Source organism: Actinophytocola sp., from assembly GCF_035942955.1.
Taxonomy (GTDB): domain Bacteria; phylum Actinomycetota; class Actinomycetes; order Mycobacteriales; family Pseudonocardiaceae; genus DASYTH01.
Genome location: NZ_DASZCQ010000164.1, coordinates 1 through 18,136 on the forward strand (window position 1 = coordinate 1; position 18,136 = coordinate 18,136).

The following is an 18,136-nucleotide window of genomic DNA, read 5'->3' on the forward strand; positions in this document are numbered from 1 at the left end:
GTACAGCACGGCGACCGGCGGCGGGCGGTGCAGCAGCTCCTCGATCCCCGCGAATGCGTTGTGCGGCAAGGTGTTGTTGGACGACAGGTGTGCCTCGTCCGGCGTGATGACGAACCTCGGTTCGAAGAGGACCTCCGCGTCGCGCGGATCGATTGCCACGTCGTCGATGTGGCCCATGGTGGTCGCCGTCCGGTCAGGATTGCGCAGGCAGGCCAGGGTCACGAAGTCGGGCCGGTGCTCGTGGAACGGATCCTCGGTGTGGAAGTGCATGTAGACGTCGCTGGCCGAGCCGAGCTGCTTGGTCTCGTTTCCCTTGATGGGCAGGACATCGTTGATGATCCGGCCGTCCTGCTGGGTCGCCCAGCCGAACACGTCGCCGAGCACCGCGGAGTAGAGGACCAGCCGGACGTCGAACCGCAGTGTCCGTTGTGGATCTTCGGCGTTCTTCCAGTGGCCCGGCGTCGGCCCGAGCCGGTCCTGGTCGACGTGATGCCCCCGGATCAGGCAGTGGCCCGCCTCGGTGCGCCGGAACCGGTTGAGGAAGTGCGGGATCCTCCCGGGTAACCGGCAGGCGAGCGCCGGCGCCTCGACGAGCAGCTCCGGATGGTCCGGCCGGCCGTAGTCCCGGCCGATCGCGTCGGCCAGCTCATCGACCGCCGCGAGCTCCGCGTCGTCGAGCCGAAGTTCCATTGCCGCCCATACCCCTCATTCTTGCCGACACCGGAAATAAAGGTAGCGTCACTCCACCCCCTTCTCGCGGTCACGTTCTGCCACGTTAACATCGCCGCGAACAGCGGGCAAAGACGTCATACGGCAACTATGAAATATTCACGCCGGGCACCCGTGGTATTCACCGCGGGAACGTGTTTTATAGGGAATTGGGAAGCTTGGGACGAAGTTCGGCACTCCCGGCGCCGCGGCCACCGCTCGGGGGTTGGCCGCACCTATGCGAATGATGATGTTGCATAACGAGAGCCTGCTCGGCGCATTGACTGCGGGCCACGCACGGGCGTATCGATGCTCGGAGTTGTTCCCAGCCCGAGAGAAAGGATCATGTTCATGCACACCCTGCGGCATGGATTCGCGGCGGCGCTGACCGCCCTCGCAGTGACCGGTCTCGCCACCCCGGCGTCGGCGGCCCCGCCGGACTCCGCGTCCGCGCAGTGCCGGCTGTCCGCCGACGTGGTGGTGGCCAGCGTCGACGACCGCGTGCGCGGCGTCGGGAGCGTCACCTGCACGAGCCGCGTGTTCCAGATCCTCGCCGGCGTCGTGCTGACCCGCGACAACCTGGAGGCCGCGCGCGACCGCACGCTCTGCCGGAACACGGCCGGCTGCCGGATCGAGGTCGCGGCCGCCAACCCACCGGGCCTGAACCTCTGGTGCGCGGTGGCGACCGGAACCCTCCAGCTCAGCCCGCTCGGCCCGGTCGTCGATCTTGGCTCCCAGCGGGTATGCGAGCGGGGTTGAGCATCGCCGTGCGTACCGAGTGGGGTGCGATGGTGCGGCCGCGCACGGTGTCGGCGTCGATGGAGGCGGGGCGGTAGGGCAGCGTCGCCAGGCGTTCGAGCATGTGATCGATGGACCGGTCGAGGCGGTCGGCGAGTCCGAACAGGAAGGCCCACTCGTGCTCGTCGGAGCCGAAGTAGGTGACGGTGTCGAATACCTGGTGGAACCGCCGCCATGACCGGATGAGGGTGTGGTCGCGCCAGAGGGCCGGGCAGCCGGCCTGGGCCGCGACCACCCCGCCGTCGGTGAGCACCGAGCGGCAGCGGCGGAGGAACTCGGTGCCGTACAGGCGGTTGTGCTGGGCCGGGCCGGGATGCTCGTCGGGGACGTCGATCACCACGATGTCGTAGCGGTCGCGGGTTCGGGTGACGAAGTCCCAGCCGTCGGCGTAGTGCAGCCGGACCGGGCCGTCGCCGGCCAGGTCGGCGGGGGAGTAGCCGTACGGCAGGTGCCGGGCGCACAGCTCGACGGCCTGCCGGTCGATGTCGACGTGGTCCACGTGCCGCGCGCCGGCGGCAAGGGCGAGCTGGCTGACCACGCCCTCGCTGGAGCCGATGACCAGCACCCGGTCGAGCCGCCGGGCCAGCAGAAGCGCGGGGACCAGCAGCGCCTCGTGGTAGACGAGCTGGCCGGCCTCTGTGCTCTGCCGGTCGTCGTCGCAGAACAGGGTGACGCCCTGGGCGGTGCGGGCGATCACCACGTGCTGGTACCGGGTGCGGGTGTCGACGAGGATCTCGGACAGCTCCCAAACGCGGGACAGGCCCGGGGCCAGCGGTTCCACGATCCGGCTCATGAATGTCCTCTATGGACAGTCTGGGTGTGGACCGTGGCCGCGCCGAGGGTGTCGGCGAGCAGGCGGACCGCCTCGCCCGGATCGGCGCGGCGGCCGCAGGTGAACACGTCGACGAACACCGAGCCGCGCTCGGGATAGGTGTGCACCGACGCGTGCGACTCGGCCAGCAGCGCGAGCACGGTGACGCCCTGCGGGTCGAACCGCTTGGCCACCACCTCGCAGACCGTGGCGCCGGCCTGCTTGAGCGCCCGCTCCAGCGCCTCGGTCAGCAGCTCCGCGTCGTCGAGCAGGGCGGGGTCGACACCGTGCAGCTCGGCCAGCACGTGCCGGCCGGCGAACGACCCGACCGGCACGTGGGTGAAATGGACGGGCAGCGGCGGGATTCCGTTGAACCCCACGGACGAGTAGCTGGCCGTGTACGCGCCGGCGTGGTGGAGGCGGATCCGGTCGCCGGCCCGCAGCGCGAGCGGCAGCCGGTACGGGGTGCGCTGGTAGAGCACGTCGTCCCCGTCGCAGGTGGGTCCGGCGATCACCACCGGTCCGTCCGGAGCGGACGGACGGTCGGTGGTCAACCGGTACGGGATGTACTCGTTCTCGGTCTCGGCGAGCCCGTTGTACCGGCCGACGTCGAGGTAGACCCAGCGCTCACCGTCCCGAGTGGACACCGAGACCACCGAGGCCCTGATCGTCCCGGCGGTGGCCACGATCGCCCGCCCCGGCTCCACCGCCAGCCGCGGCCGGGCGGCGCCGAAGTGCTCGGCGAGCGCGGCCTCGATCGCCGCCGCGCACTCGGCCAGCGACGGCGCGGGCTCGCGGTACTCGACCGGGAACCCGCCGCCGAGGTTGACCGACTCCAGCCCGATCCCCTTGGCGGACAACGATTCCGCGATCGATGCCGCCTGGCGGACACCGGCCGCCCACGCGCCGGCGTCGCGCTGCTGCGAGCCGACGTGGAAGCACAGCGCCGGCCGCAGCCCCAGCGCCGCCGCCCGCTCGAGCAGCCCGACCGCCTCCGGCGCCGTGCAGCCGAACTTCCGCCCGAACGGCGTGCCCGACGCCGGCGCGTCCACCAGGAACCGGCACGCCGCCACCGACCCTGGCGCCAGCCGGCCCAGGTTCGACAGGTCGTCGGCGGAGTCGAAGCTGAACCGCCGCACCCCGAGCCGGTGCGCGTAGGCGATGTCGGCGGCCGTCTTGATGGTGTTGCCGTAGGACAGCCGGGCCGGTGGCGCGCCCTGGGCAAGGCACAGGTCGATCTCGCCGGGGCTGGCCACGTCGAACCCGGCGCCGAGCTCGGCCAGCTGCCGGACGACCTCGGGCGCCGGGTTGGCCTTGACCGCGTAGTAGACGGCGGCGTCCGGCAGCGCGGCGCGCATCGCCAGGTAGTTGGCGCGCACCCGGTCGAGGTCCATGACCAGGATCGGAGTGTCAGACACGCTCGCAGGTTACGCGCCGATGCCGGTCAGCGAGCGCACCTCCATCTCCGCCTGCTTGGCCGGGTCGCCGCGGTCCCGCCGGCGCAGCACGGTGCCGAGGTAGCCGCAGACGAACGAGATCGGGATCGACACGATGCCCGGGTTGTTCAGCGGGAACAGGTGGAAGTCCACGCCGCGGATGATCGACGTCGGCGCGCCGGACACCACCGGTGAAATGATCACCAGCACCAGGCAGGAGACCAGCCCGCCGTACATGGCCCAGAGCGTCCCGCTGGTGTTGAACCGCTTCCAGAACAGCGAGTACAGCAGCGTGGACAGGTTGGCCGAGGCGGCGAACGCGAACGCCAGCGACACCAGGAAGGCCACGTTCTGCCCGTTGGCCAGGATGCCGCCGGCGATGGCGAGCGCGCCGATGATCACCGCGGTGCGCCGGGCCACCCGGACCTCGTCGGACGGGTCGACCCGGCCGCGCCGGAAGATGTTGGCGTACACGTCGTGGGCGAACGAGGCCGACGCGGTGATGGTCAGGCCGGCCACCACGGCCAGGATCGTGGCGAAGGCCACCGCGGCCACGACGCCGAGCAGCACCGTGCCGCCGACCTCGAAGGCCAGCAGCGGCGCGGCCGAGTTCTCCCGGCCGGTCGAGCCGAGAATGGTCTCCGAGCCGACCAGCGCGGACGCCCCGTAGCCGATGATCAGGGTGGCCGCGTAGAAGATCGCCATCATGGCCACCGCCCACACCACGGACCGGCGCGCCTCGGTGGCGTTGGGCACCGTGTAGAACCGCATCAGCACGTGCGGCAGCCCGGCCGCGCCCAGGATGAGGGCCAGCGACAGCGAGATGAAGTCCAGCTTGCTGATCGGCGTGCGGCCGTACTGGCCGCCGGGCTCGAGCACCCGCTCGCCCTTGGCGTTGTGCTGCGCCGCCTCGTCGAGCAGGGCGGAGATGCTGAACCCGAACTTGCCGAGCAGGAACACGGTGATCAGCACGACGCACAGGATCAGCATGGTGGCCTTGATGATCTGGACCCATGTCGTGCCCTTCATGCCGCCGACCAGCACGTAGAGGATCATGACGAGGCCGACGACGCAGATCACCAGCGCCTGGCCGCCCTTGCCGTGCACGTCCAGCAGCAGCGCCACCAGCCCGCCGGCCCCGGCCATCTGGGCCAGCATGTAGAACAGCGAGATCACCAGCGTCGAGGTGGCGGCGGCCGCCCGGACCGGGCGCTGGCGCATCCGGTAGGCCAGCACGTCGCCCATGGTGAACCGTCCCGTGTTGCGGACCAGCTCGGCGACCAGCAGCAGGGCCACCAGCCAGGCCACCAGGAAGCCGATCGAGTAGAGGAACCCGTCGTAGCCGTGCACGGCGATGGCGCCGGCGATGCCGAGGAACGACGCGGCGGACAGGTAGTCGCCGGTGATCGCGATGCCGTTCTGCGGACCGGTGAACCCGCTGCCGGCCGCGTAGTAGTCGGCGGTGGTGGTGTTGCGGGTGCTCATCCGGTAGGTGATGTAGAGCGTGATCGCCACGAACGCGGCGAAGACCGCGGTGTTGAGCGCCGGGCTGCCCATCGAGCCGGCGGCGAGGTCGGTGGTCATTTCCGCGCCGCTCCCGCTCTCGCCTTGATCAGCTGCACCTGCGGGTCGATCCGCCGGCGGGCGAACCGCAGGTACCCGACCGTGATCGCGATGGTGGTGACGAACTGGAGCAGGCCGAGCACGAACGCGACGTTCACCGAGCCGGCGATCCGGTGGCCCATGAGGTCTCGGGCGTAGGCGGCGAGCAGGACGTAGGTCAGGTACCAGGTGAAGAACAGCGCGCTCATCGGGAAGACGAACCGGCGGAACCGGCGCCGCAGCTCGGCGAACTCGGGGCTGACCTGGATGGCCGGGAAGTCCGGACGATCATTTCGGCGCGCTTCGGGTTCCGTTCCGGTAATTCCGCCGAAGGCCGCGGCCTGCGGCGCCGGCGATCGCGTGGCTATGGAGGGCTCAACCACCTCGGTCATTCGATTTCCTCGCAAGTCGAGAGTGGACGCTTGCCAACTCGGCGAAACACACATGGGTGTTCGGCGCGGGTCATAGTAACCAGGAGTCCGCCGAACGCCTAATGTCAGGTCGGGCGATCCACCCGGTGGTGTTCGGCGATCGGGCCGGTTGACCGAGGCCTGGCCAGGCCATTTCTCCCGCTCGCCCCCGGTTACCGGTGCGAACGCCGCGCAGCACATTTGCGCAACCATCACACTTATAGGTGAATTTGCTAGTGACATTGCGTTGCACAAGTTGCATCCGGCTGGTGCTCGGTGACCGATCGTGTCGGAACGGCACGCGATGGACCTCCTCCTGGAGGGTTAGGCCAATCGCCGTACGTGCTGCTGACCTAGGAGTCAGACCGTTACTTGATCGTTCAAGAAGTACTCCGGCGACCGCCGGTCCGCACATGCCCCGATCGCGCGATTGAGCCTCGACAATAAAGACGGACAGTAGCAAGCTCGCGATCTTGCCGGGCTCCCGGCGTCCCGCCGCCGCGTTTTTGATCGCATTTACGAACATTTCCGCAGGTCGCCGCCGCGTCGTCCAAAGCCTTTCATGATCGCGTCCGGCTATGTACGATCGGTGCTCGGTTCTCGCCGCCACGGACGCGCCGCCTCGCCCCGGTCGCGTTCGGACGGGTTGCAGCGACCGCGATTCCCATGAATCGCGGAGAAGCATTGCCGATAGCTCGATCGTGCGGCGACCGATGCGCGTCGCGGAGGATTTCGCGTGACAGAGAGCGTTAGACCCATCGTGCCCGGGCCGGAAATGCCGTCCGAAACCGAGGACGGGCCCGCCGATTCCGGTGGCGGAGCACCATCGCTGGCCAGCCTGCTGGTGAGGTGGCGGGACTGGAACATTCCCACGAAGCTCGCCGCGGTCACCCTCGTCCCGGTCGTCTTCGCGATCGTGCTCGGCGCGATGCAGATCGGCGACCAGGTCGAGCGCGCCGACTCCTACCGGCGGGTGGACCGCCTGGTCACCGCCGGCGAGCAGCTGCGCCCGCTGGTCGACGCGCTGCAGCGGGAGCGCACCGCGACCACCGCGCTGCTGGCCGCCGGCCGCGTTCCCGAGCCGGCCGGTGAGCTGGCCGACGCGCAGCGGGCCGTCAACACCACGCGGGACGCGCTGCTGCGCGCCGCCCGGCGGGCCAGCTTCCACAACGAGATCACCAGCACCCGGTTCGCCGAGGTGAGCACCCAGCTCGCCGGCCTGCCCGCGCTGCGCGAGGAGCTGGCCGGGGGGCAGCTCGACGCGCCGGCCGCGCTGGTCCGCTACACCGCGGTCATCGGCGCGCTGGCGAACTTCGACCGCGCGGCGATGGCCGAGGTCATCGACCCCGCCCTGGCCGCGACCGCGATCGCGCTGCACGACCTGGAGCTGGCCAGGGAGGAGATCCGGTACCAGCAGGCGCTGGTGGGCATCGGCCTGGCCCGCGGCGGGCTGACCGCCGACGAGCTGGCCGCGCTGCACGCCTCCCGGTCCCGGCTGGCCGACCGGACCGCCGAGTTCCGGCTGGACGCGACCCCGGCGCAGCGGCAGGACTACGCCCGGCTGGTCGCCGGTCCCGAGATCGAGGCGAGGGAGAACCTGGCCGGGCTGGCCGCGGCGGCCCCGCCCGGCGCGCCGGTGCCGGTCGGCCCGGCCGAGTGGAGCTCCGCGACCGAGCAGGCCGCCGCGCGGCTCGGCGCGCTGGCCGCCACGCTCGGCGCGCAGCTCGACAGCCGCTCCACCGCGCTGCAGAACGAGGCCAGCGACGGTGCCGGCGTCGCCTCGGTGATCCTGCTGCTCGCGCTGGTCGTCGCCGGCGCGGTGATGATCGTGATCGGCCGGCACCTGCTCCGGTCGCTGAACCTGTTGCGGCACAGCGCGTTGGACGTCGCCGAGCACGGCCTGCCGGACGCCGTCGAGCGGATCAGGGACGGCGGCGACGGCCAGCAGCCGGTGGTCGAGCCGGTTCCGGTGCGGTCGGCCGACGAGGTGGGCCAGGTGGCAAGGGCGTTCGACGCGGTGCACCGGCAGGCGCTGCGGCTGGCCACCGAGCAGGCCGGGCTGCGCGCCAGGTACGGCGACGTGTTCGTCAACCTGTCCCGGCGCAGCCAGGGCCTTGTGCAGCGGCAGCTGCAGCTGCTCGAGCGGCTCGAGCGCGACGAGGAGGACCCCGAGCAGCTCGCCACGCTGTTCCAGCTGGACCACCTGGCGACCAGGATGCGCCGCAACAACGAGAACCTGATGGTGCTGTCCGGCAGCGAGCTCGGCCGGCGCAACCAGCGCCCGGCGACCCTTGCCGACCTGCTGCGCGCGGCCGTCTCGGAGATCGAGCAGTACCAGCGGGTGGTCATGCTGCCGCCGCCGGACGTGCGGATCGTCGGCTACGCGGTCGGCGACCTCGTCCGGCTGGTGGCCGAGCTGCTGGACAACGCCACGGCGTTCTCCGCGCCCAGCACCCAGGTCACCATCGCCAGCCACTCCTTCGAGGACGGCTCGGCGTGCATCGCCGTGCTGGACGAGGGCATCGGGATGAGCGAGGCCGAGCTGGCGGCGGCGAACGCCAAGCTGGCCGACTCGCGCACGGTGGACGTGTCGACGTCGCGCCGGATGGGCCTGTTCGTGGTCGGCCGGCTGGCCAGCCGGCACGGGATCACCGTCTCGTTGCACGGCGGCAAGGACGTCCCCGGTGTCCGCGCGACCGTGCCGGTGCCGGCCGAGCTGGTCCGGGCGAACAACCCGACCGAGGCACGGACCGCCGAGCCTCCCGGCCCGGCCGGCAACGGGCACGCCGCCAACGGCCACGGCGTGGTCAACGGCACGGTGGCCCCGTTCGTCGGCGGGACGCCCCCGGCCCCGGCCCCGCCGGCCACCAACCTCGCCGAAGGCCTGGTGCCGAACCCGTTGCCGCGCCGCGCCGAACCCGATCCCGGACCGTCCACATCGGAGATCACCCGGCGGCTGCTCGGCGACGACGCGCCCGCGCCGGCCCCCGGCGACGACCCCGCCGGCCGGCCGGAGCTGCCGCGCCGCTCGCCGGGCTCCAGCCGGTTCGTCAAGCCGGTCGACACCGCGGCCGGCCCGGTCGACCTGGCCATGCCCGGCAACGCGACGTTCCCGACCTCGCCGGCGGACAGCCTGTTCACCCCGATCGCGGACGCCGCGTCGCTCGAGGAGACCACGCCGATCTTCGATGAGATGATCTCGGCCTGGTTCCGCTCGATCACCGACGGTCCGGACCGGCCGGCGCCGACCGTCGAGGAGCAGTGGCAGTTCGCCGCGGACGCGGGTTTCCTTACCGCGCAAGCGGTGTCGGAGTCCCAACCGGACACGTTCACCGAGAGCGGGCTGCCTCGCCGCAACCCGCGGCAGAACCTGGTGCCCGGCAGCGCGACGCCCCCCGACCCGGGCCAGCCGGCCGAGCCGGGGCGGGATCCGGACGAGCTGCGCGACCGGCTCAGCAGCTACCAGCGCGCCGTGCTCCGCGCCCGCGACGAGCGGCTGGTCGCCGACGACGCGGCGCTGTCGGCGGGCGGCCCGCCCACGCTCGACCTGTCCCAGGCCGGGTGGCGGTTCGCCGCGAACCCTCCGGCCGCGCATCCGCCGACGTCGCACCCGCGACCGCCGGACTTCACGTCCAACGGGCTGCCCCGCCGCGCCCCGCGGGACACGCCGGGCGGCGCCGACGGCGAGCAGCCCAACCGGGCCGAGGAGCTGCGCGGCCGGCTCGGCAACTTCCAACGTGGCCTCAGCCGAGGCCGCCGCAGCCTGGCGGAGCTGGCCGAGCGGGCCGGCGAGCCGGGCGACGAGATCACCGCAGGAGCTCGTCCCCCCGAGCTCCCCGAACCGGGAGAGTGAATGACTTCGACGCAGGCTCAACCCAGCCAGTTCGGGTGGCTGGTCAACGACTTCGCCCAGCGGGTGCCCGGCGTGGCGCACGCCGTGGTGGTGTCCGCCGACGGTCTTCTGCTCACCAGCTCGGCGCGGCTCCCGCTCGACCGCGCCGACCAGCTCGCCGCGGTGGCGTCCGGGTGCGTCAGCCTCACCCAGGGCGCGGCCCGGTGCTTCGAGGCCGGGGACGTCAAGGAGACCATCGTCGAGATGGACCGCGGGATCATGTTGCTGATGGCCATCGGCGACGGGTCGTGCCTGGCCGTGCTCGCCGCCCCGACCTGTGACATCGGGCAGGTGGCCTACGAGATGACCCTGCTGGTCGAACGGGTCGGCCAGATCCTCACGCCGGAGCTGCGGGCGCAGCTCCAGGGCGCCGCCGGGAGGATGGTCGGGCAGCCGGCATGATGAGCGAGCTTGCGAGCGAATCGGTTGAGCCCTGCCTCGTCGCCGAGCTTACGAGGCGACGAGGTTTGCCAGCGCCGAGCTTGCGAGGCGCTGGATGAACGCTGAGCAGCCCGGCGCCGACGACACGTTCGCCGAGGTGCTGAACGGGTTTACCCTCGGCCGGCGCGGCAAACGCAAGCGGGCCCCGGCCGAGCGGCCGGCGCCGCCGCCCGACGATCCCGGTGCGCCGCGGCCGGTGTGGTCCGAGCCCAGGCTGTCCGGAGTGGACTCTCCGGCGCCTGGGCGGCTCGACCTCGAAGCGCTCGCCGCGGACCTCGGCGGTCCGGGCGAAGCCGCGATCGTGCGCCCCTACTCGTGGACCCGCGGGCGCACGAAGTCGTCCGTGGAGCTGCGGATCGAGGCGCTGGTGACGACCAGCGAGCGCGGCGACGACCTCGACGCCATGACGCAGATCGAGCACCGCTCGGTCGCCCGGCTGTGCCGCGAGCCGCGGTCGGTGGCCGAGGTCGCCACGCTGCTCGAGGTCCCGCTGGGCGTGGCCAAGGTCCTGGTGGGAGACATGGCCGACCTGGGGCTCGTCGTCGTGCACAAGACCGCCACCGGCGGCGCCAACAAGCAGCATCTTCTGTTGATGGAAAGGGTTTTGAGTGGACTCCGTCGGCTTTAGGGAACCCGACGCACCCGCGGCACCCACGATGACCTCGGTCAAGATCGTCGTCGGTGGCGGGTTCGGGGCGGGCAAGACCACCTTCGTCGGCTCGGTCTCCGAGATCATGCCGCTGACCACCGAGGCGGCGATGACCGAGGCGAGCGCCGGCATCGACGACCTGGACGCGACCCCGCACAAGTCCACGACCACCGTGGCGATGGACTTCGGCCGGGTCTCCCTCGACTCCGACCTCGTGCTGTACCTGTTCGGCACGCCGGGCCAGCAGCGGTTCTGGTTCATGTGGGACGACCTGGTGCGCGGCGCGATCGGGGCGGTCGTGCTGGCCGACACCAGACGCCTTGCCGACTCGTTCTCCCCGATCGACTTCTTCGAGGACCGCCACCTGCCGTACATCATCGGGCTCAACTGCTTCGACGGCGTCCAGACCCACGGCCTCGAGGAGGTGCGCGACGCGCTGGCCATCGCCTCCGACGTGCCCATCGTGACCTGCGACGCGCGCAACCGGGAGTCGGTCAAGCAGACGCTGATCACGATGGTGGAGTACGCGATGGACCGCTGGGTCACCGTGCACGGCGCCGGCGTGTAGCCCGCCTCTCCGGAATTGACTGCTGCTGTCGTTGCGTCCCAGCGGACGGTGCGGATCTCAGGTGGATTGTGGCTGGGCGCCGTCACGGTCCCCTGAGGTTCCGTTGGTCGGTGCGAGCTCACGCACCGGCTGGCGCAGGATCGTGCGAGCCTGCGCCGGCGGCCCGTTGACGTCGGTCAGGTAGATCTCGTGGTGCATCCCCGCGTGCACCAGCCCGGCACTCCGCATGAAACCGTCCATCGTGGCCAGCGTGCGCGGCTCGTCGGCGTACGGCCCGTGGTGCATCACCTGGACGCACCGTCCCTCGTGCCAGGTCACCAGCTGCACCCGGTTGACCGTCGGTCCCGCTCCGGCCAGTGCCCGCCGCCGGGCCTGCTCCATGGCGCCCGGGTCGATATCCTCCGGCACACGCAGGAACAGGTGCCAGCACCACTGCTCCCGCGGCACCTCGAATGGCGGGCGGTCGACCTCGACCCACCACCGTCCCTCCAGCGGCGCCGGCGGGCCGAGCTGCCCGGCCACCGCGTACAGCGCCCGCACGCTGTCCACATAGGACGCACCGCCCGGCTCGCCGCGGCCGGTCACGCTCAGCCCGACCGCCGAGCCGAGCTCGACCGGCTCCGGGGTGTCGGCGGCGGTGTACCAGTCAGTCATTCGGGTTCCTCCAACTTGATCATCAGGTGGGTCACCAGCTGCTCCGGTGCCGTCGTGCGGGGATCGTTGAGGTACACCTCGCGCAGCGGCTCGCGCGGCGTGTGCCCATGGTCGGCGCACCAGGCCAGCAGCGCGTGCCCGGTCAGCGCGATGTGGTCGTACGGCCCGAGGTGCGTGGCGGACGCGTGCGGGGCCGCCCGGCAGCACCTCGGTGGTGGTGCCGGCCACGTCGGCGTCGACCTCGGCCGCCGCGGCCACCGCGATGCTCGGGGTGAAGTCGAGCGGGAACAGCCCGATCAGCGGCGACCGCACCGGCTGCCCGGCCTCGGCCAGCGCCCGCAGCAGCCGGCCGATGCACGCCGACGTCAGCTCCGCGACGCGCTCCGGCGCGCCCACGTCGCGCACCACGGCCACCCGCCGGCTCGGCTCGGTGACCAGCCGCACCTCGGCCGCCGGCAGGCCCGTGGTCAGGATCCGGTCCAGCGCGGCCACCATCCGGGTCCGGCGCCGCACGTCGGCCTCCAGCCGGGCCTTGACCTCGCCGAGCGTCTCGGCCACCGCGTCCCGGCCAGCACCTGGGCGACCGCCGGCAGCGGCACGTCGACCGAGCGCAGCAGGCCGATCAGCAGGGCGTCGCGGGCCTGGTCGCGGCGGTAGTAGCGGTACCCGGTGTGCGGGTCGACCTCCGCCGGCCGGAGCAGACCCAGCTCGTCGTAGTGTCGCACCTGTGAGGGCTTACCGGCGCGGAGGCCGGGCCGAAGGCCCGCCGACGGGTCGGTGGGTGCCAACCGCCGGTCGACAACGTCGAGTAGTGCTTCCAGCCCCGCCCTCACATGGAATTCGACACCGCTTGACGGACAGCCGGCACAGCCGGGCGAACTGCCCGATCGGCAGGAGCGGTTCGGTCATGCGACCAGAATGGACTCTCCGACAGTGGGAGACTCAAGACGGGAGTGCGGCATGGATCTGGCCCTGACCGAGGAGCAGACCGCGTTGCGGGCGCTGGCCCGGGACTTCATCGACGCCGAGGTCGTCCCGCACGTCGCGGCGTGGGACCGGGCCGAGTCGGTGGACCGCTCGATCGTCGGCAAGCTCGCCGGGGTGGGCTTCCTCGGGCTGACGGTGCCGGAGACCTACGGCGGCTCTGGCGGCGACCACCTGTCGTACTGCCTGATGATGGAGGAGCTCGGCCGGGGCGACACGGCGGTACGCGGCATCGTGTCGGTCACGCTCGGCCTGGTCGGCAAGACGATCCTGAGCTTCGGCACCGAGGAGCAGAAGCGGCACTGGCTGCCCCGGCTGTGCGCCGGCGAGTCGCTCGGCTGCTTCGGCCTGACCGAGCCGGACACCGGCTCGGACGCGGCCAGCCTGTCCACGAGGGCGGTCCGGGACGGCGACGACTGGGTGATCACCGGCTCGAAGATGTTCATCACCAACGGCACCTGGGCCGACGTCGCGCTGGTGTTCGCCCGCAGCGGCGGGCCGGGACCGCGGGGGATCACCGCGTTCCTGGTGCCGACCGACGCGCCCGGCTTCGCCCACCGGGAGATCAAGGGCAAGCTCGGCCTGCGCGGCCAGTCCACCGGCGAGCTGATCCTCGACGGGGTCCGGGTTCCCGACACGGCCCGGCTCGGCGAGGAGGGCAGGGGTTTCCGGGTCGCGATGTCCGCTCTGGACAAGGGCCGGATGTCGGTGGCCGCCGGCTGCGTCGGCCTTGCCCGCGCCGCCCTCGAGGCCAGCACGAAGTACGCGACCGAGCGCACCCAGTTCGGCAAGCCCATCGCGAGCTTCCAGCTGATCCAGGAGATGCTCGCCGACATGGCCGTCGCCACCGACGCCGCCCGCCTGCTGGTCTGGCGGGTGGCCGACCTCGTCGACCGCGGCCTGCCGTTCTCCACCGAGGCCTCGATGGCCAAGCTGCACGCCAGCGAGACCTCGGTGCAGGCCGCCAACCTCGCCATCCAGGTCTTCGGCGGCTACGGCTACCTCGACGAGTACCCGGTCGCCAAGTACCTGCGCGACGCCCGGGTCCTCACACTCTACGAGGGCACCACCCAGGTGCAGAAGCTCCTGATCGGCCGCGCCCTCACCGGCATCAACGCCTTCACCTGATCCGAAAAGGACTTTCGGCTGAAGAAATCCGTTCAGTATTTGTCAGCAGCTGCCGCAACAGCCGCAGCCCGACCCGGTGCACGAGCTACAACCGCAGCCGCATCCGTCCGCCATGACCGCCTCCTATCCGCGTTCGGTCCGGTCGGTCCACCATGGTCCGCTTGCCCGCGGGGCCGGGGGAAGGCCGGTTCGCCACGACCACACCATCGGTGGACCTCGCCGCGCGCCCGATGACGCGCCGGAGTTTTCGTCGGCAGGGGGCCGAGGCAGCGGGCACGCTAGGTAGTTGGCAAATCCCACCGGCGCGCCGGCGAATCGCTCGGATGCCGGCTAGCGGATCGGGAGACAATGTTGAATTGTCGGGACGCGCAGCGCCCAATTCGCCGGCGGCATGGAAGGTGAGGCGTCGACATGGAGCGAATCGCCACGTTCTGCGGCCAGGGCGACCGGGGGTGCCCTGAGGTGTGGGTCGACCACGACGCCCCCGCCGCGCGGAAGGTCGTGATCACCGACGACTTCGGGCAGCGCGTGCACATGAGCCTGTCGCAGCTTGCCGAGCTGGTCGCCGATGTCAAGGACGGCGTGCTCGACGAGCTGCTCGCGGGTAGCCGGTAGCCGACCCGGCCCGGGCCATGGCCGGTCCGAGCTGGCCGCGCTGGGTGCTGGCCGCGGTGTTCCTCGCCGTGGCCGGGTACTGCGTCGTCCGCCTGGTCGCCGCGCACCGCGCACCGGTGGGCTACCACGGGTGCCACCGGGCGCTGGACGTCGCGCACCTGGTGATGGGCCTCGGCATGGCGGTGATGTGCTCCCCGGTCGGCGGGCCGGTGCCGGCGGCCGGCTGGCAGACGGTCTTCGTCCTGCTCGCCGCCTGGTTCCTCGGCTCTGCCGTGCACCGCGGGCGCACCGGCCGGCGGGCCGAGCCGATCGGATGGCACGGCGGCGGCCTGCATCACGCGATCGGCGCGCTGGCCATGCTGTACATGCTCGGGACCATGCCGGCCGATCCGCTGCACATGGCCACGCCGTGGATGGCCGGCATGTCCGGTGCCGCCGGGCTGCCGGTGCTCGGCTGGCTGTTCGCCACGTACTTCGCCGGCTTCGCGCTGCTCCTGGCCCCGCGTGCGGTGCGCGCGCCGGCCGCGGTTCCGGTGCCCGGCCGGCTGCCCGCCGTCCTGCGGGCGCCCCGGATCCCGGCGGCCTGCCAGCTGGTGATGGCCGTGGGCATGGGGTACCTGATCGCGCCGCTCGGTTGAGCCATCCCTGCCGAGCCCGGCTCCGAAGCACCCGATGTACGGCCAGTCCGATGTTGTTGCAAGAAGCTGGCGATAACGGGTGAGGTGCAACTAGGGTGACGTCCATGACCGGCTCACTCGCCATGCACATGAGCGACGGCCTGATCAACGCTCCGGCCTCGGCGCTGTTCGGGGCGGTGGCCGTCGCAGGCGTGGCGATCGCGGCGGCCGGCGCCCGCCGCGACCTCGACGACCGGATGGCCCCGATGGCCGGGCTGGTCGCGGCGTTCGTGTTCGCCACGCAGATGCTGAACTTCCCGGTCCTGCCCGGGGTCAGCGGCCACCTGCTCGGCGGCGCGCTGGCCGCGATCCTGGTCGGGCCGTGGGCCGGCGCGCTGTGCATCACGATCGTGCTGGTCCTGCAGTCGCTGGTGTTCGCCGACGGCGGGCTGACCGCGCTCGGCGCCAACGTCACGAACATGGCGCTGATCGGCACGGCCGCGGGCTACCTGGTGGCCGTGGCGCTGCGCCCGCTGGCCCGCCGGGACCGCCTCGGGCTGGTCGCGGTGGCGTTCGTGGCCGCGTTCTGCAACACGGTGCTCGCCTCGCTCGGGTTCGTGCTCGAGTTCTGGCTCGGCGGCGATCCCGCGTTCTCGCTGACCGCCGTGATCGGCACGATCGTCGGGGTGCACTGCCTGATCGGCATCGGCGAGGGAATCATCACCGCGCTGACCGTCGGCGCCGTCGCCGGAGTCCGGCCCGACCTGGTGTACCTGCTGCGCGGCGCCGAGCGACCATTGGAGGTGCGGGCACAGTGAGCGGAGCTCGCGGAGCGAACCATCGACACCATCTCGTCGCCGAGGACGAGGCGACGAGTTCGGCCGCCACCGAGCTTGCAAGGTGATGGCGTGAACCGGCGCACGCTGTTCTTCATCGGCTTCGCGATCGTCGCGCTCGTGCTCGCCGGGGTGGTGTCCTACTTCGCCTCGTCGAGCCCGGACGGGCTGGACGCCACCCTTGAGCGCGGCTGCGACGCCGGCGCCTGCATCGCCGACAACGCCAGGGAGCACGACGGCCCGCTCGCCGGTTACACGATCGGCGGCGACTCCCGACTCACCGGGGTGGCCGGGGTGATCGGCACGCTGGCCACGCTGGCCCTGGCGTTCGGGCTGTTCTCCTTGCTACGCAAGCGCTCCCGGAGCTGACCATGGGCGCCGGGCACGCGCACGTCCTGTACCGGGCCGGTGGCTCAGCCGTGCACCGGATGGCGCCCCAGGTGAAGATCGTCGCCGCGCTGGCGGTGGTCGTCTGCGTGGTGGCCACCCCGCGCACCGAGTTCCTGGCGTTCGGGGGGTACCTCGCGGTGCTGGTCGCCGTATGGATGGTCGCCGGCATCCCGGTCCGCTGGTTCGCCGCCCGCGCGGTCATCGAGCTGCCGTTCGTGATCCTGGCCGTGGTGATGCCGTTCCTCGGCGGCGGTGCGCGGTACCCGTTCCTCGGGTTGAGCCTGTCCGTCGACGGGTCGCTGGCCGGCTGGAACATCCTGGCCAAGGGCACCCTCGGCATGCTGGTCTCGCTCACCCTGGCCGGCACGACCACCCCCCGCGACCTGATCCTCGGCCTTCAGCGGCTGCACGTGCCGGCGATGGTCACCACCGTCGCCACGCTCATGCTCCGCTACCTCGCGGTGATCGCCGCCGAAGCGCGGCGGATGCGCACCGCCCGGCTCGCCCGCGGGCACGACCCCCGGTTCCTGTGGCAGGTGGGCGCCACCGCGCGCGGGATCGGCACGCTGTTCGTGCGCAGCTACGAGCGCGGCGAGCGGGTCCACCTGGCGATGGTGTCGCGCGGGTTCGCCGGCGCCATGCCCGATCCCGGCGGCGCCGCGGTGACCCGGGCGACCTGGACCTTCGGGTTGATCCCCGCATTGCTGGCGACGAGCATCCTGGCGGTGGCGCTGTGGGCCTGACCTCCGAGCTGACCGAGGCGTCCGGCGCCGCGGCGGGCACCGCGCCGGCGCTGCTGGTGGAGCGCCTTGCGTACGCGTACCCGCACGGCCGGCAGGCGCTGTTCGGGGTGGACCTGCGGGTGGAGCCGGGGGAGCGGGTGGCCGTGCTCGGGCCGAACGGCGCCGGCAAGACCACGCTGGTGCTGCACCTCAACGGGGTGCTGTCCGGCGGCTCCGGCCGGATCGAGGTCGCCGGGCTGCCGGTGGACAAGGCGAACCTGCGCGAGATCCGCCGCCGCGTCGGCGTGGTGTTCCAGGATCCCGACGACCAGCTGTTCATGCCCACGGTGGCCGAGGATGTGGCGTTCGGGCCGGCCAACTTCGGCGTGCCCGACGTGGCCGCGCGGGTGCGCGCCGCGCTGGAGGCCGTCGGGATGACCGAGCACGCCGACCGGTCACCGCTGCACCTGTCGGGGGGTCAGCGGCGGCGGGTCGCGCTCGCCACGGTCCTGGCCTGCGACCCGGAGATCCTGGTGCTGGACGAGCCGTCGGCCAACCTGGAGCCGGTGGCCCGCCGGGAGCTGGCCGAGGTGCTGCTCGGGCTGGGCCGGACCATGCTGATGGTCACCCACGACCTGCCGTACGCGGCGCAGCTGTGCCCACGCAGCGTGCTCATCGACGACGGCGTGGTGATCGCCGACGGCCCGACTCGGGAGCTGCTCGCGGACCGGGAGCTGCTGGCGGCGCACCGGCTGGAGCTGCCCTACGGTTTCCGGCTGCCCTGACGTGCTAGCACTGTGACATTCAAGGTGAGGGCTGCCCTGGGAACACTACTCTGCGTTGTTCTCCGCCGGTTGCGTATGTCCGGCCGCTCG

The 18,136-nt window shown here is 71.9% G+C and carries 18 protein-coding genes and 2 pseudogenes; 12 read left to right on the forward strand and 8 right to left on the reverse strand.

Translation table 11 applies throughout. The annotated features are described in order from the left end of the window. A pseudogene (locus VGX25_RS16585) lies at positions 1-690 on the reverse strand (hypothetical protein); the annotation flags it as partial. A gap of 369 nt (positions 691-1,059) precedes the next feature. On the opposite strand from VGX25_RS16585, the gene VGX25_RS16590 reads away from it, so the two are divergent. Continuing rightward, the gene (locus VGX25_RS16590; RefSeq protein WP_326918696.1) at positions 1,060-1,467 is read left to right on the forward strand and encodes a hypothetical protein; all 408 of its coding nucleotides are present in this window, start codon (positions 1,060-1,062) and stop codon (positions 1,465-1,467) included. On the opposite strand, the gene VGX25_RS16595 is transcribed toward VGX25_RS16590, so the two are convergent. The 5 genes and pseudogenes from VGX25_RS16595 to VGX25_RS16615 form a co-directional block, all read right to left on the reverse strand. Beyond that, entirely contained in the window at positions 1,409-2,299 is an 891-nt protein-coding gene (locus VGX25_RS16595) for a spermidine synthase (RefSeq protein WP_326918697.1), read from the reverse strand. The genes VGX25_RS16590 and VGX25_RS16595 overlap by 59 nt on opposite strands. After that, entirely contained in the window at positions 2,296-2,673 is a 378-nt protein-coding gene (speD, locus tag VGX25_RS16600) for an adenosylmethionine decarboxylase (protein ID WP_414635838.1), read from the reverse strand. The genes VGX25_RS16595 and speD overlap by 4 nt, the downstream gene beginning before the upstream one ends. Positions 2,674-2,733: 60 nt before the next feature. Next, positions 2,734-3,711, reverse strand: a pseudogene (locus VGX25_RS16605) (type III PLP-dependent enzyme); the annotation flags it as partial. 33 nt (positions 3,712-3,744) lie between these two features. After that, on the reverse strand, positions 3,745-5,337 hold the full coding sequence (locus tag VGX25_RS16610) for a cation acetate symporter (RefSeq protein ID WP_326918698.1): 1,593 nt from the start codon (positions 5,335-5,337) through the stop codon (positions 3,745-3,747). After that, complete coding sequence (locus VGX25_RS16615) at positions 5,334-5,747, reverse strand: DUF485 domain-containing protein (protein ID WP_326918699.1); 414 nt, start codon at positions 5,745-5,747, stop codon at positions 5,334-5,336. The genes VGX25_RS16610 and VGX25_RS16615 overlap by 4 nt, the downstream gene beginning before the upstream one ends. A 754-nt stretch (positions 5,748-6,501) precedes the next feature. Here VGX25_RS16615 and VGX25_RS16620 point away from each other — a divergent pair. The 4 genes from VGX25_RS16620 to VGX25_RS16635 all read left to right on the forward strand — a co-directional run bounded on the left by VGX25_RS16620 (position 6,502) and on the right by VGX25_RS16635 (position 11,315). Further along, positions 6,502-9,618 carry a nitrate- and nitrite sensing domain-containing protein gene (locus VGX25_RS16620; protein ID WP_326918700.1) on the forward strand — a complete coding sequence of 1,039 codons (3,117 nt, stop codon included), beginning with the start codon at positions 6,502-6,504 and terminating at the stop codon, positions 9,616-9,618. Beyond that, entirely contained in the window at positions 9,619-10,059 is a 441-nt protein-coding gene (locus VGX25_RS16625) for a roadblock/LC7 domain-containing protein (protein WP_326918701.1), read from the forward strand. It abuts the gene before it with no gap. A 94-nt stretch (positions 10,060-10,153) separates the two neighbouring features. Beyond that, positions 10,154-10,726 (forward strand): DUF742 domain-containing protein, encoded by a 573-nt coding sequence (locus VGX25_RS16630; protein WP_326918702.1) that lies wholly within the window; start codon positions 10,154-10,156, stop codon positions 10,724-10,726. Continuing rightward, the gene (locus tag VGX25_RS16635; protein ID WP_326918703.1) at positions 10,707-11,315 is read left to right on the forward strand and encodes a GTP-binding protein; all 609 of its coding nucleotides are present in this window, start codon (positions 10,707-10,709) and stop codon (positions 11,313-11,315) included. The genes VGX25_RS16630 and VGX25_RS16635 overlap by 20 nt, the downstream gene beginning before the upstream one ends. A gap of 57 nt (positions 11,316-11,372) precedes the next feature. Here the strand turns inward: VGX25_RS16635 and VGX25_RS35915 are convergent, their stop codons facing one another. After that, the gene (locus VGX25_RS35915) at positions 11,373-12,527 is read right to left on the reverse strand and encodes a GyrI-like domain-containing protein (RefSeq protein WP_326918704.1); all 1,155 of its coding nucleotides are present in this window, start codon (positions 12,525-12,527) and stop codon (positions 11,373-11,375) included. Further along, complete coding sequence (locus VGX25_RS16645) at positions 12,437-12,694, reverse strand: MerR family transcriptional regulator (RefSeq protein WP_326918705.1); 258 nt, start codon at positions 12,692-12,694, stop codon at positions 12,437-12,439. Before VGX25_RS16645 ends, VGX25_RS35915 begins: the two co-directional genes overlap by 91 nt. 235 nt (positions 12,695-12,929) lie before the next feature. Here VGX25_RS16645 and VGX25_RS16650 point away from each other — a divergent pair, with 235 nt between their 5' ends. From VGX25_RS16650 to VGX25_RS16680, 7 genes are all read left to right on the forward strand, one after another. Continuing rightward, a complete protein-coding gene (locus VGX25_RS16650) occupies positions 12,930-14,081 on the forward strand; it encodes an acyl-CoA dehydrogenase family protein (RefSeq protein WP_326918706.1) in 1,152 nt (383 codons plus the stop codon). Between the two features lie 411 nt (positions 14,082-14,492). Continuing rightward, complete coding sequence (locus VGX25_RS16655; protein WP_326918707.1) at positions 14,493-14,696, forward strand: hypothetical protein; 204 nt, start codon at positions 14,493-14,495, stop codon at positions 14,694-14,696. 17 nt (positions 14,697-14,713) lie between these two features. Further along, the gene (locus VGX25_RS16660; RefSeq protein WP_326918708.1) at positions 14,714-15,334 is read left to right on the forward strand and encodes a DUF5134 domain-containing protein; all 621 of its coding nucleotides are present in this window, start codon (positions 14,714-14,716) and stop codon (positions 15,332-15,334) included. Positions 15,335-15,438: 104 nt separating this feature from the next. After that, entirely contained in the window at positions 15,439-16,131 is a 693-nt protein-coding gene (locus VGX25_RS16665) for an energy-coupling factor ABC transporter permease (RefSeq protein ID WP_326918709.1), read from the forward strand. Positions 16,132-16,221: 90 nt separating this feature from the next. Further along, the gene (locus tag VGX25_RS16670; RefSeq protein ID WP_326918710.1) at positions 16,222-16,518 is read left to right on the forward strand and encodes a PDGLE domain-containing protein; all 297 of its coding nucleotides are present in this window, start codon (positions 16,222-16,224) and stop codon (positions 16,516-16,518) included. 2 nt (positions 16,519-16,520) lie between these two features. Next, on the forward strand, positions 16,521-17,282 hold the full coding sequence (gene cbiQ / locus VGX25_RS16675) for a cobalt ECF transporter T component CbiQ (RefSeq protein WP_326918711.1): 762 nt from the start codon (positions 16,521-16,523) through the stop codon (positions 17,280-17,282). Then, entirely contained in the window at positions 17,273-18,046 is a 774-nt protein-coding gene (locus VGX25_RS16680; RefSeq protein WP_326918712.1) for an ABC transporter ATP-binding protein, read from the forward strand. The genes cbiQ and VGX25_RS16680 overlap by 10 nt, the downstream gene beginning before the upstream one ends. The last annotated feature ends 90 nt before the right edge of the window (positions 18,047-18,136 follow it).